General features: G+C 39.0%; 14 protein-coding genes. 3 read left to right on the top strand and 11 right to left on the bottom strand.

From position 1 onward, the window contains the following. Positions 1 to 74: 74 nt before the first annotated feature. A complete protein-coding gene (pncB, locus tag GQO39_RS01620) occupies positions 75 to 1,379 on the top strand; it encodes a nicotinate phosphoribosyltransferase (protein WP_156850666.1) in 1,305 nt (434 codons plus the stop codon). A gap of 306 nt (positions 1,380 to 1,685) precedes the next feature. Here the strand turns inward: pncB and GQO39_RS01615 are convergent, their stop codons facing one another. The 10 genes from GQO39_RS01615 to nth all read right to left on the bottom strand — a co-directional run bounded on the left by GQO39_RS01615 (position 1,686) and on the right by nth (position 11,409). Next, on the bottom strand, positions 1,686 to 2,072 hold the full coding sequence (locus tag GQO39_RS01615) for a YbaN family protein (RefSeq protein WP_156850665.1): 387 nt from the start codon (positions 2,070 to 2,072) through the stop codon (positions 1,686 to 1,688). A gap of 397 nt (positions 2,073 to 2,469) precedes the next feature. Next, positions 2,470 to 3,375 (bottom strand): metal ABC transporter permease, encoded by a 906-nt coding sequence (locus GQO39_RS01610; protein ID WP_156850664.1) that lies wholly within the window; start codon positions 3,373 to 3,375, stop codon positions 2,470 to 2,472. Then, complete coding sequence (locus GQO39_RS01605) at positions 3,372 to 4,238, bottom strand: metal ABC transporter permease (RefSeq protein WP_007552334.1); 867 nt, start codon at positions 4,236 to 4,238, stop codon at positions 3,372 to 3,374. The genes GQO39_RS01610 and GQO39_RS01605 overlap by 4 nt, the downstream gene beginning before the upstream one ends. Continuing rightward, positions 4,235 to 5,065 (bottom strand): manganese/iron ABC transporter ATP-binding protein, encoded by an 831-nt coding sequence (locus GQO39_RS01600; protein WP_156850663.1) that lies wholly within the window; start codon positions 5,063 to 5,065, stop codon positions 4,235 to 4,237. The genes GQO39_RS01605 and GQO39_RS01600 overlap by 4 nt, the downstream gene beginning before the upstream one ends. Beyond that, positions 5,062 to 5,970, bottom strand: coding sequence for a metal ABC transporter substrate-binding protein (locus GQO39_RS01595; RefSeq protein ID WP_156850662.1), 909 nt, complete (start codon positions 5,968 to 5,970; stop codon positions 5,062 to 5,064). Before GQO39_RS01595 ends, GQO39_RS01600 begins: the two co-directional genes overlap by 4 nt. A gap of 270 nt (positions 5,971 to 6,240) precedes the next feature. Then, the gene (gene pheT / locus GQO39_RS01590) at positions 6,241 to 8,655 is read right to left on the bottom strand and encodes a phenylalanine--tRNA ligase subunit beta (protein WP_156850661.1); all 2,415 of its coding nucleotides are present in this window, start codon (positions 8,653 to 8,655) and stop codon (positions 6,241 to 6,243) included. Between the two features lie 42 nt (positions 8,656 to 8,697). Continuing rightward, positions 8,698 to 9,771 carry a phenylalanine--tRNA ligase subunit alpha gene (pheS, locus tag GQO39_RS01585; RefSeq protein ID WP_156850660.1) on the bottom strand — a complete coding sequence of 358 codons (1,074 nt, stop codon included), beginning with the start codon at positions 9,769 to 9,771 and terminating at the stop codon, positions 8,698 to 8,700. Positions 9,772 to 9,865: 94 nt separating this feature from the next. Further along, positions 9,866 to 10,267: a 50S ribosomal protein L20 gene (rplT, locus tag GQO39_RS01580; protein WP_156850659.1), complete on the bottom strand. Its 402-nt coding sequence runs from the start codon at positions 10,265 to 10,267 to the stop codon at positions 9,866 to 9,868. 33 nt (positions 10,268 to 10,300) lie between these two features. Then, a complete protein-coding gene (gene rpmI / locus GQO39_RS01575) occupies positions 10,301 to 10,504 on the bottom strand; it encodes a 50S ribosomal protein L35 (protein WP_007552328.1) in 204 nt (67 codons plus the stop codon). A gap of 164 nt (positions 10,505 to 10,668) precedes the next feature. Further along, positions 10,669 to 11,409 carry an endonuclease III gene (gene nth / locus GQO39_RS01570; protein WP_156850658.1) on the bottom strand — a complete coding sequence of 247 codons (741 nt, stop codon included), beginning with the start codon at positions 11,407 to 11,409 and terminating at the stop codon, positions 10,669 to 10,671. Between the two features lie 121 nt (positions 11,410 to 11,530). Between nth and GQO39_RS01565 the strand changes: the two genes are divergently transcribed. Together GQO39_RS01565 and GQO39_RS01560 are read left to right on the top strand one after the other, a co-directional pair. After that, positions 11,531 to 11,959, top strand: coding sequence for an Hsp20 family protein (locus tag GQO39_RS01565; RefSeq protein ID WP_156850657.1), 429 nt, complete (start codon positions 11,531 to 11,533; stop codon positions 11,957 to 11,959). A 29-nt stretch (positions 11,960 to 11,988) separates the two neighbouring features. After that, a complete protein-coding gene (locus tag GQO39_RS01560) occupies positions 11,989 to 12,240 on the top strand; it encodes a BQ00720 family protein (protein WP_007552323.1) in 252 nt (83 codons plus the stop codon). Between the two features lie 499 nt (positions 12,241 to 12,739). Here GQO39_RS01560 and GQO39_RS01555 read toward each other — a convergent pair whose 3' ends face one another. Continuing rightward, a complete protein-coding gene (locus tag GQO39_RS01555) occupies positions 12,740 to 13,327 on the bottom strand; it encodes a transglycosylase SLT domain-containing protein (RefSeq protein ID WP_156850656.1) in 588 nt (195 codons plus the stop codon). Positions 13,328 to 13,390 lie beyond the last annotated feature (63 nt).

The raw sequence follows: 13,390 nt of genomic DNA, 5'->3' as shown, positions 1-13,390 counted from the left end.
TTGTTACCATTCCTATATTGGTCGTGTTGATGTATAGTAACTTTAGATTCTACAATACTGAAAGAAAGAGGGTTATGAATCATCCAGATATTGCGAGACGTGTTTATAATCATACTTGGAAGCTTGATCCTATCATTCGTTCCCTTTTGGATACGGATTTTTATAAACTTCTTATGGTACAGATGATTTGGGGGCTTTATCCCAATGTCAATGTTACTTTCTCCCTCATAAATCGTACCAAAACAATACGTCTTGCCGATGATATTGATGAGGGTGAGTTGCGTGCTCAACTTGATCACGCCCTCGGTTTGCGTTTTACAAAAAAAGAAATGATCTGGCTTGCTGGTAATACATTTTATGGACGTAAACAAATTTTCGAGCCAGATTTTCTTCATTGGCTTGAGAACTTTCAACTACCAGAGTATGAACTTATCCGCAAAGATGGCCAATATATCCTCCATTTTCATGGTTTGTGGTCCCATAGCTCCATGTGGGAAATCCCCGCACTTGCTATTATCAGTGAATTACGTTCACGTGCTGCTATGAAAAAACTAGATCGTTTTGCTCTTGATATACTTTATGCACGTGCTAAAGCAAAAATATGGAGTAAAGTTGAACGTCTCAAAAAATTGCCTGATATTAAAATATCTGACTTTGGTACAAGGCGTCGTCATTCTTTCCTATGGCAACGCTGGTGCGTTGAAGCATTAAAAGAAGGTATTGGCGATTCTTTTACGGGGACTTCCAATGTTCTTCTTGCCATGGATACAGATTTGGAAGCCCTTGGAACCAATGCACATGAATTGCCCATGGTCATTGCTGCTCTCGCTAATAATGATAACGAATTGTGTAAAGCACCTTATAAAGTTTTGCAAGATTGGAACCGTTATTATGGTGGAAATCTTCTCATTGTTTTGCCTGATACCTTTGGTACAGAAGCATTTTTACGCAATGCACCAGATTGGGTCGCGGATTGGACAGGTTTCAGACCTGACAGTGCTCCACCTGTTGAAGGTAGCGAACGCATTATCCAATGGTGGAAAGAAAAAGGGAAAGATCCACGTGAAAAGTTATTGATTTTTTCTGATGCCCTTGATGTCAATACAATTGAAAAAACCTATCATCATTTTCATGGGAGAGTGCGTATGATTTTTGGATGGGGAACAGATCTTACCAATGATTTTGCAGACTGTGCACCCCAAGAAATTGCAACCTTTGATGCTCTTCCCCTTGTTTGTAAAGCCACTCATGTCAATGGTCGACCAGCCGTAAAACTCTCAGATAATCCTGAAAAAACCATCGGTAATCCGCAAGAAGTAGAACGTTATCTTAATTTTTTTGGTAATGAAAAACATGTAGCTACACCTATAAAAATTTAATTATAAGCTTATTTGTATAAAATTAAAGACAAACGGCTATAAAATCGATTGCTGATGGATACCAATTTGCTGATGCGGACTCTTTTCGCATTAACAAAGTAGTGTAGTGTTCCTCTGTTCATAAAATTGTTTCATGAATATATTATTCTGTCTCATGAATCCTCCAGAAGGCTTATTATCTCATATACATCCTTGATATGGAAACTTTAACCCTAAATTTGAGGATAGAAAGTCTCTGGCAATAACTCTAACGCACCAGCAAAGATAAAAAGAGAATTTGATTCATAAAGCCTTTCATTTCTGTCATTATGAAGATGGACGCGTCACAATATAAATGGCAATCAACAATAAAACAGCCGCAACTAATAAAGCAAACCACCAAGCAGGATGTAGCATCACCAAAAATGATAAAAAGCCTCCCACCATACTCACCACCGCAAAAACTTTAACAAATGGTGGAATAACTTTCTTTTCTTCCCATTGCTTAATAGGCGGACCGAAAACGCGGTGATTATTCAACCAATGATGAAAACGTGGTGATGAACGCGCAAAACACCATGAAGCAACTAATAAAAAGGGGACAGTTGGCATAATAGGGAGCACTATGCCGATGATACCCAATATAACCATTACCCAACCCACTATAGACGTGAAAATGCGCAAAGAGTGAGATGTAGTAAAATCTTTTTTCATCTTCTAGCACCATTTTCCTCTACGAAAAGTCATCATATATTTTCTCTGCTTTTTACATGCCTTGGTATATAATCACTTCTCAATACCATTTCATTTATAAGCGTATTTCTTGGTGATAACTCCTTATCAAGGCATAGAGCAACTTACGCAATATGATAATCATTTCAAAAGTTTCAAGAAAGCAAAATAAATTGTTAAGAAATAAAAAATAAAAAGGCTGCAGAATAAATCAATGCAGCCTCTTAATTATAAATGCAGTGTTGGGGGGAGAATACATACTGCATCCATCTGCTAGACATTAGGAGGAAAACGACCTAGCAGCACGTTTTTTAGTTAAAACAAGCTTGAGAGACAATAGACAAAAACGCATATCTGCTATGCACGGACTTTGTTACACTTAAATTTCCTGAACTGTAACTCGGCGAAAAAAGGTCGACATAAAAATAGTGATAAAAATCAAAGTTAAAATCAACACAATCGTGGAAGCAGAATCAGAACCCAAAAATAAGCTTAGATAAACTCCTAAAAAACCAGAAAAAGCCGCAACAAGTATAGAGATCACCAACATAAAAGAAAATCGCTTTGTGATAAGATAAGCTATTGCTCCAGGTGCTATCAGTAAAGAAATAACGAGAACAATTCCAACAGCCTTCAAAGCTGCAACAATCGTGAGAGAAATCATTGTTAAAAGAGTATAGTGGAGTACTGATATTCGCAACCCCATTGCACGACCTTGAACTGAATCGAAAATATATAGCATAAAATCGCGCCATTTTGCCCCTAAAATACAAGTGACAATAGCAGAAATTATCGCTGTTTGGGTAATATCAAGCCAGTTAACACCCAAGAGATTACCAAATAGAATATGGTTCAAATCTAAGCTACTATAAATAGCCGTTGCCAAAACAAGCCCCAAACCAAACATTGATGAAAAAACAACACCCATCACAGTATCCTGTTTGATGCGGCTATTTCTTCCTAAGAAACCTGTTGTAAGAGTACAAACCATACCTGCAACAAAAGCACCACAAGTAATCAAGGTCATTGTAACATTCTCTGGACGTACATGCTGAAACCAAGCAAATGGCAAAGAAGACAAAAATGTTATCATCCACGGTGTTGCCATATAGCCCGCAACGACACCTGGAAAAACTGCATGAGAAATTGCATCTCCTAAAAGCGCCCATCCTTTCAAAATAAGAAAACAAGAAAGCATCGCCATTGGAACAGAAAGGATTATGACAATAAGCATGCCTTTAAGCATAAAAGAAAACTGAAAAGGAAGTAGTAATTGATCAATCATGATAACATCACACCTTTTTTTGCCGCATTTATACGTAGGCGCGCAGCAATAAAACCATGTTTAGGAGCAAAAATAAAAGCTAAAATAAACAGAAATGCTTGAAAAAGTACAACAACACCACCCGTTTGCGCATTCAAAAAATAACTCACATAAACACCTAATACACTTGTGAATGTCCCAATTATAACTGCAATAATCAAAACGTTCACAAAACGGTCACTTAAAAGATAAGCTGTTGCTCCAGGCGTCACCACAAGACAAATAACCAAAAACGCTCCAACTGTTTGCATGGCAGCAACAGTACAAGCGGCAAGCAATGTAAAAAAGAGAATCTTTAAAAATTTTACGTTTAATCCAATAGCACGCGCGTGCGTCTCATCGAATAAAGAAACAAGGAGATCCTTCCATTTCACAAGCAATATAAGCAAAGAAAAAAAACCAATAAAAGCCAATTGTATAATATCTGATGAGCTGACAGCTAAAATATTTCCCAAAACGATCGTATCAATATTAACTGCCATTGGTTTTAATGATTTAAGAAACAAGCCAAAAGCAAAAAAGGAAGAAAAAATGAGACCAATAATAGTATCTTCTTTCAGCTTTGTCCGGTGATTAAAAAAGAGCATCGCTGCCGCAGCAAGCCCACCAGAAAAAAAAGCACCAAGAGAAAAAGGTAATCCTAAAAGGTAAGCTCCTGCTACTCCAGGAACAATCGAATGAGAAAGTGCATCACCAATCAGTGACCAACCTTTTAACATCAAAAAAGCAGAAAGAAAGGCACAAACACACCCAACTAATCCAGAAACCCACATTGCGTTAACCATATATTGGTAACTTAGCGGTTCAAGCAACCAAGATATCATGCAACGTGCTCCACTTTTTCAATATTCTCGAGAACTACAGATTGTTTTCCCGACGTGAAAATATTATTTTTTTTTGCGTCTTGAAGATTAAAAATATGATGGTGTAAAGCACCACCAAAAGTCTTCTCAAGATTTTCCTTTGTAAAGACAGTTTCAGTTAATCCAGAAGCCAAAACTGCTCCCTTTACTAAGACAGTGTGATCACAAAATTCACGAACAGAACCTAAATTATGGGTAGAAACTAATATCACAGCTCCTTCTTCACGCAGGTCTTGTAACAAAGCAATAATTTTGTCTTCCGTTGTGATATCAACCCCTGTAAACGGTTCATCTAACAAAATAGCTTTTGCCTGCTGCGCAAGGGCACGCGCCAAAAAAACACGCTTTTTCTGCCCACCAGAAAGTTCACCAATTTGACGCTTGGCAAATGCTAACATATCGACGCGTTCTAATGCGATACGGACAGCTTCATAATCCCGTTCCCGTGCATAACGAAAAAAATTCATGTGACCATACCGCCCCATCAAAACAACATCTTCAACGAGAACAGGAAAATTCCAATCAACATCTTCACTCTGAGGAACATAAGCAATAAGATTTTGTTTTAAAGCCGTATCAACAGGCAAACCAAAAATGCGAATTTTTCCTTTGGATGGTCGTACAAAACCCATAATAGCTTTAAATAATGTTGACTTACCTGATCCATTAACGCCAATCAACGCTGTAATGGAACCTGTTGGACTCTCAAAATTCACGTCGCGCAAAGCTGTATGTCCATTACGATAAGTGACTGTTACCTCTTGAGCAAATATTCCAGATTCTGTCATTGACCCTTTATCCCATCTAATAAGGCATTGCTAATACGCCCACTTGTGACACGTAATAAATCAATATAGGTTGGTACCTCACCATTTTTTTCACTCAGAGAATCAACATACAAAACACCGCCGTATTTAGCCCCTGTCTCTCTCGCAACCTGTTTAGCAGGCGCAGGGGAAATAGTGCTCTCAGAAAAAACTGCTTGTATATTGTGTTTGCGAACCATATCAATAACATGCTTAACTTGCTGTGGCGTTCCTTGCTGATCAGCATTAATTGGCCATAGATAGAGTTCTTTCAGATCAAAATCACGTGCCAAATAGCTAAATGCGCCCTCACTCGTTACAAGCCAACGCTTGTCTTGCGGTACTAATTCCAATTCAGCCTTGATTGGATCAATCGTTGCGCGAATCTTCTGCTTATAAATTTCGGCATTTTCTTTATAAATAGCAGCATGCTCGGGATCGTGCTTTACAAAAGCGTCGCGAATATTATCGACGTAAATCAAAGCAGAGGTTGGCGACATCCACGCATGAGGGTTTGGCTTACCACTGAAAGGCCCCTCACCAATTTTAATCGGCACAATGCCTTTTGAAACAACAACACTTGGAACATCCTTGATATTTTGAAAAAACTTTTCAAACCAAAGTTCCAATTCTAACCCATTCCACAACACAAGATTTGCATCTTGCGCCCGCATAAGATCACGAGGGGTAGGTTGATATTCGTGAATTTCAGCACCTGGTTTGGTGATTGATTCAACATCAGCTGCATCACCTGCTACATTGCGCGCCATATCAGCAATGATCGTGAATGTCGTAACAGCTTTAAATTTGTCAGCGCTAAAAGCGAAATTGGGTGTAAAAAAAACAACACTCCCCCACAATATGGTAAAAAGTATTTTTACGTTCATTGAGCCTCTCTTTATTGCTAATAATTTGCATTATCATTTATGAATAACAGTTATCCTTGACATTTGCAATGAAGGATTCTGACAAAAAATAACTTTTCAAGTTGTTTAAAAACATTCTTTCACACTTAAAAAAACTGATGATTTAAAGAAAATCTGCTTTGTATGGAAAATTTCTTTCAAGAAACTTCATAAACCATGAATGCCAGAAAAATAAGGGAGCGCTTTTGAGTGCTTACTCTTTATAAAATAATCTGATAGAAGAGAAGAAAACTAACAGCGTAAACATGCACCTGTTACCTTAGTGACATTTTCCACCACTTTCAAAGCAAGCTCTTCTAGATCTTCATCCGTTAAAGTCCGTTCAATGGGCTGAATAGTGACTTCAATCGCAACAGATTTTTTATCTTCACCAAGGCTTGAATCTTCAAAAAGATCAAAAACCTGCACTGAATGAATAAGTTTTTTATTCGCTCCACTTGCAGCACGTACGATAAGAGAGGAGGAAACCGTTTTATCAACAACAAATGCAAAATCACGCCGCACCATTTGAAAAGGTGATAGTTTCAATGGAGAACGACTTTTGGTTACCTTTTTCTTTGAATCTGGGATCTTATCAAGAAAAATTTCAAAACCACAGACAGGACCACTTACATCTAACTTTTCCAATGTGACAGGATGAAAAACGCCAAAAAAACCAAGAATAATCTTTGATCCAAGCTTCATAACCCCTGAACGACCAGGATGATACCAATTAGGTGCTCCAACTTCAATTTGAATCTTGCCTATATCCATACCGCACGCTTCTAAAACAGCCATTGCATCAGCTTTGGCATCAAAAACATCAACTGTTGCAGCATTACCGTGCCAAAAACGCCCTGCCCCTTCAAGTCGTTCTGTTCCTCGACGAATTCCACCAGCAACACATTGCTGTTTATCAGGTGTATCACCTTCATAGATGCTGGAAACCTCAAACAAAGCAAGATCTGGAAAACCATGATCAGCATTTCGCTGTGCTGCAATCAGCAAACTAGGTAAAAGAGAAGGACGCATCACCGACATATCAGCAGAAATAGGATTTACTAATTTAAGCTGTTCTTGACCACCACCAAAAGCAAAAGCCTGACTTTCAGAAATAAAAGACCACGTCACGGCTTCCTTCATACCACGATATGCTAAAGCTAAACGCGCAACACGTGAATGAACCTGTGCATTTGTCAAAACTGAACCTTTTCCCACTGTAAAATCTGCTAACGGAATAGGTTTAATTTTATCCAACCCATAAATTCTCATTACCTCTTCTACTAAATCAGCTTTATCAGCAATATCAGGACGCCATGTTGGTACTTTAATGGTAACTACATTTCCTTTCCCTTCAATACGAAATCCAAGCTGCATCAAAATAGTAATGGCTTGTTCACGCTCTATTTCTAAGTTTGTCAAACGCTTCATTTCAGAAAAAGGAAAGGCGATTTGTTTGGTTTCTGGTTGCTGATAACCAATGACCTTCGTCTTGGATACCTCACCACCACAAAGGTGTAAGGCTAATTCTGTAGCAATCTCAAGCCCTGTTTCCATAAAAGCCGGATCAACACCCCGCTCAAACCGATAACGCGCATCACTGATAAGCCCTAATGCACGTCCCGTCTGCGCAATACTCTTTGAATCCCAAAGCGCCGACTCAATGATAACGCGACAGGTCTTCTCATCACAGCTCGTTCTTTCACCACCCATAATACCGGCAATCGAAACAACTCCCTCTTCATCTGCAATGACACAATCTTTGACACCCAAATCATAGACTTTTCCATTAAGTGCTTGAAGTTGTTCACCTTCACGACCACAACGCACACTCAAATTCCCTTTAATCTTATCCGCATCAAAAACATGAAGCGGACGACCAAGATCAAAGCTTATGTAATTGGTCATATCAACCAACGCATTAATAGGTCTCAAACCAATTGCACTCAAACGCTGCTGCATCCATTGTGGTGACGCACCATTTTGAACATTGCGTATTTCACGCCAAGCAAAACCTGAACATAGCAATAAGCTTTGCGAAAACTCTAAAGAAACATGAAGCGGTGTTTCAAAAGAAGCATCAAATTGTGGCAACGATAATTCTTTTAATCGCCCAATTCCAGCAGCAGCTAAATCACGCGCGATACCACGAACACCCGTGCAATCAGAACGATTGGGAGTCAAACCAATATCAATGACTGGATCATCTAAACCTGCATAAGCAACGAATGAACCTCCTATAGGTGCATCCTCTGGGAGTTCGATAATCCCATCATGCTCACTTGATAATTCAAGCTCTGCTTGTGAACACATCATCCCAAAACTTTTAACCCCGCGAATTTTTCCTACAGACAAGGTCACATCAAGTCCTGGCACATAAGTGCCTGGCAATGCAAGAACACCAACAAGTCCAGCACGTGCATTTGGCGCCCCACAAACAATTTGCATAGGCATACCAGACCCCGTATCTACTGATAAAATCTGTAATTTATCTGCGTCGGGATGTTTTGTTGCTGTTAAAACTTTTGCAATCACAAAACCTTTTAAAGAAGAACGGTCATCAACATGATCAACCTCAAGACCGATAGCGGTTAATTTATCGCAAATTTCATTCAAAGATGCATCTGTCTCTAAGTGATCTTTCAACCAAGACAATGTCAATTTCATTTTAAAACCTCACATCAAAGCTATGATAAGATCACACATTATTTAAAGCAGGAAAAAAGCAGGCATATCAAAGCAACGAAAGCCATAATGATCTAGCCAACGCAGATCAGCATCAAAAAAAGCTCGCAAATCAGGCATACCGTATTTCAACATGGCAATGCGATCAATGCCCATTCCCCACGCAAATCCCTGATATTCATCGGGATCTAAACCAACATTCTTCAATACATGAGGATGAACCATTCCACATCCCAAAATTTCCAGCCAATCCTGTCCCTCACCGAATTTTACTTCTGAACCAGAACGATCACACTGGATATCCACTTCCATAGATGGTTCCGTAAAAGGAAAAAAAGAGGGACGAAAACGCATCTTCACAGATGAAACTTCAAAAAAAGCTTTACAAAAAGTCTCATGAAGCCACATCATATGTGCAATGGTAGAGGTTTTATCAATCACAAGGCCTTCTACTTGATGAAACATTGGTGAATGAGTTGCATCTGAATCCATACGGTAAGTTTTTCCAGGAATAATGATACGTATGGGTGCTTTTTGTTTTTCCATCGTACGAATTTGCACGGGTGATGTATGGGTGCGCAATAATTTGCGCTCTCCTGTTTTACCGACATCAAAAAAGAAAGTATCATGCATTTCGCGTGCTGGATGGCCTTCAGGAAAATTCAATGCCGTAAAATTGTAATAATCTGTTTCAATATCTGGTCCTTCTGCAAGTGAAAAACCCATATTTGTGTAAATAGCTATAATTTCTTCAATCACCTGTGAGATAGGATGGATACGCCCCCGTTCTATAGGTGAAGAACGAACAGGTAAGGTTACATCAACCGTTTCGCTAGAAAGGCGAGCATCCATTGCTTGTTTCTTAAGAAGATCACGCCTTTGCGTCCATAACTCTAAAACACGATTTTTTAACCCATTAAGAGCCGGCCCCATTTTATGGCGTTCTTCAGCGCTCATCTTTCCTAATGTTTTTAATTTTTCAGAGATGCTCCCTTTTTTGCCTAACGCCGCAATACGCACTGCTTCAAGTGCCTGTTCATTATCCGCTGCTTCTAAAGCTAAACAAATTTCTTGTTCCAGATGCTCAACATCGCTCATCTTTTTGCCTATTTTTTTAATAAAAAAAACCCGCACTCGTAAAAACCAGTACGGGACCCTGAATAAATGAATGCTTTAAGAGAACACGACTGGCTTACTTGACAGCGCCTTCAAAAGCATTAGGCGTCGTGTCTTTTAAATATTCCAAAGCCTTCTTTGCATAAACTACTAAAGTAGAAAAAGCTTCTGCTTCGTGAACTGCTATATCTGAAAGAACTTTACGATCAACCTCAACTCCAGCCTTTGATAAACCATCAATAAAGCGCGCATAAGTTAAACCTTCTGCACGAACAGCGGCATTAATTCTCTGAATCCACAAAGCACGGAAAGTACGTTTCCTATTCTTGCGATCACGATAAGCGTACTGCTTTGAACGATCAACTGCTGCTTTAGCTGCACGAATAGTATTTTTGCGCCGGCCGTAAAAACCTTCAGCCTGTTTCAGAACTTTTTTGTGCTTAGCATGCGCTGTCGCACCCCTTTTTACACGTGCCATGTAATAATCTCCTAAAAATCAAAAGCGTAAAGTTTAAACACCATTTGGCAAATAATACTGAATGACTTTTTTAGCATCTTGTTCGCTCAAAACCATCGTTCCACGGGCATCACGAATAAATTTATTTGAACGCTTAATCATGCCGTGACGTTTGCCAGCAGCTGTTACTTTAACTTTGCCTGACGCAGTGATTTTAAACCGCTTCTTAGCGGACGACTTGGTCTTCATCTTGGGCATTTTGCTACTCCATACAATTTTATTTATTCAAGTGGACCTATTCACTCAAGCGAAACAACGGCGGAACAACGCTTGAATAAGCATTTAAACAGCCACGGCATGCCCTGCCGGGCGGTTCTAACAGCGTTTTCATAAGCTAGTATACACAAAATAGCAAGACCATATCAAAAAAAAATCGGAGACCCATTGCCTTGAATTTCAACCAAAGGTGCTGGAATTGCATTTGTTTTGATGGCTGCTTTACACAGATCAGCAATAATACATTGCGTACATTGTGCTTTACGCGCTTGGCAAATATAACGCCCATGTAAAATAAGCCAATGATGCGCATGACGAAGATAATGCACCGGTATAATCTTTAGTAATTTTTCTTCAACAATCTCTGGTGTTTTGCCAAATGCTAAACCAAGACGGTTTCCAAGCCGAAAAATATGCGTATCTACCGCCAATGTAGGCTGATCAAAAGCAACATTCAAAACAACATTAGCCGTTTTACGCCCTACTCCAGGAAGTGCCATAAGTGCTTCACGTTTATCAGGCACTTGACCACCATAGTGATCAATTAAAAAATTGCAAAGTGCATAAATATTACGCGCTTTTGCACGCCAAAGACCAATTGTACGAATATGACGTGCAATTTCTTCTTCTCCTAATGCAACCATTTTTTCCGGTTGATCAGCGAGGCGAAATAATTCTTTTGTCGCTTTATTCACACTCGTATCTGTAGCCTGAGCTGAAAGAACAACCGCAACTAAAAGAGTAAAAACATTGGTATAGATAAGATCACTCTTAGGAGTGGGACGTTGAATAGAAAAACGACGAAATATTTCTTCAATTTCGTCTTTGCTATACAATATTTTAACAAATTTTCGTGTCTGTAATAACTTTATTTTTCTTTGAATCATTGAACTCTCTTATCTTCTCTCTTGAAGTTATCATCCACACTCGCCATATTGAGAGAGATGTAGCGAGCACTTTGTTATAGAGCTTGGTTTAAGTAGAGTCGCTTTGAAGAGGACACTCACAATGACACATGTGACGCCTTTCTCCAATCCCTTTCTTTTAGGATTTGAAACTATAGAAAAAGCATTGCGACGTATTGGTAAAGCTGATGAGGCTTATCCGGCCTATAATATTGAACGTTTGCACAAAAACGACGACACAAACCGTATACGCATAACTTTGGCTGTTGCTGGGTTTAAAGTCAATAACCTCAATATCTTGCTTGACAACAATCAACTAATCATTCATGGTAAACAAGCGGATGGTCAAAATCATGAGTATTTATATCGCGGTATAGCGGCACGTCAATTTCAACGCATCTTTGTTCTCGCTGAGGGAATGCATGTTACGAATGCTGAGTTGAAAAATGGTCTCTTATCAATTAATCTGCATCAACCGAAATCAAAAAAGCAAACAGTGCAGATTCCGATCAATTGTAGTAGCGGTGAGTAATAAACATTAAAGCGTAAAGGAGTAGTGAAATGGGAGAGCACAAACAGAACCTGCCGTTGCAAGATACAACTCACTCCGATACGGGGCAAATTGCTTATTTAAAAAAGGTTTGTACAGATGATTTGGCTAAAAACTTTCCAGATCTTCCACCAATGACCCCAGGCATTACAATATGGGCTCTCTTTGGTGAAACAGGCTATCCAATCATTTTATCCGATGAGCGTGCTATCGCTCTTGCAGGAGCCAACGAGCATGAACTAAAAATTGTAACTCTGCACTAAATTGTTGCACAAAAAATAATGAAAGCATCTACTCTATTAGTCTTGTATGAGAAAGCACGACGGACGATAAACCTTTTTATGGATAAATTGGAAGCAAATTATTCCAGTTTTAGAGATATCGTCATTTTTTTAATCAAAAAGCGCGCTTGTATTTAACTTCGTACTATCCCTCTTACAACTATCAATCTTTTGAGCGATGGTATCTGTTTTTTCTTTGATATTCTGCTGTCTTGTTTTTACTAAGAAGTAATCTTTGTTGATTAATATTCTTTGAATTTATTCTGTTATCGACATTTATCTTGAACTTTTTACCTTCTAATATTGCATTTCTTTATTAATAAAAGCTTTGATAAAAAAATACTCCCATGATATTCTTAAATACATTGAAAGCGTTTTATCCAACCCGTGTAACCAGAAAAACTACATTCGCTCGTTCCAGACATAATAAATTCCGTATTTAAGTCTATACCAATCTAATCCCTGTTGCGGACATCCTCCTTTAACGCCACCCACATGCCTTTAATTGTTGTTCATATTGTTTAGACATTTTTGTCATACGCTGTGCCGCTCGGACAAGCTCTGCACTTACATACCCTCTACTACGCGCATAAGCACCATGTCCCATATGATAATTTAAATAAAGGCTATATGCATCATCAAAACTCACACCGTTGCGTTGAACACTTTGGCGATGGTACCAAGCAACAAAATCAGCGGCATCTGCAAAATTAGTCCGCCATGCAAAAGTCCGTCCCGTAGAGCGGAGATACATTGCCCATGTACTGTCAAGTGCCTGAGAATAACCATACGCTGTCGACCGACGTTTCCATGGAATAAAACCAAAAAGTTTTGTGCGTGGAGGACGTGCATTGTGACGAAAATTCGATTCCATCTTAATGGTTGCAAGAATAATAGGCATAGGAATCCCATACCGCATTTCTGCGCGTTTAGAAGCTTTGCCCCAATTATCAAAAAAACCATTTTTTTGCGCTAAAATGGCGCAAGCATCGTTTGTATAGATCGGGGAAGTTGTTGCACATCCCCCTAGCAGAAACACCAATGCCAAAAAAAACAAAAGGCGCCGCATATCCTCTTTTCCTCTCATTAGGAAATTAATGAGATATGGATACTAAAAAATTATTACCAATCA

Origin of the sequence: Bartonella refiksaydamii, assembly GCF_902652675.1 — a bacterium.
Taxonomy (GTDB): Bacteria; Pseudomonadota; Alphaproteobacteria; order Rhizobiales; family Rhizobiaceae; genus Bartonella; species Bartonella refiksaydamii.
The sequence above is the reverse complement of the archived record's forward strand: the minus strand, read 5'-3'. Positions and strand labels throughout refer to the sequence as shown.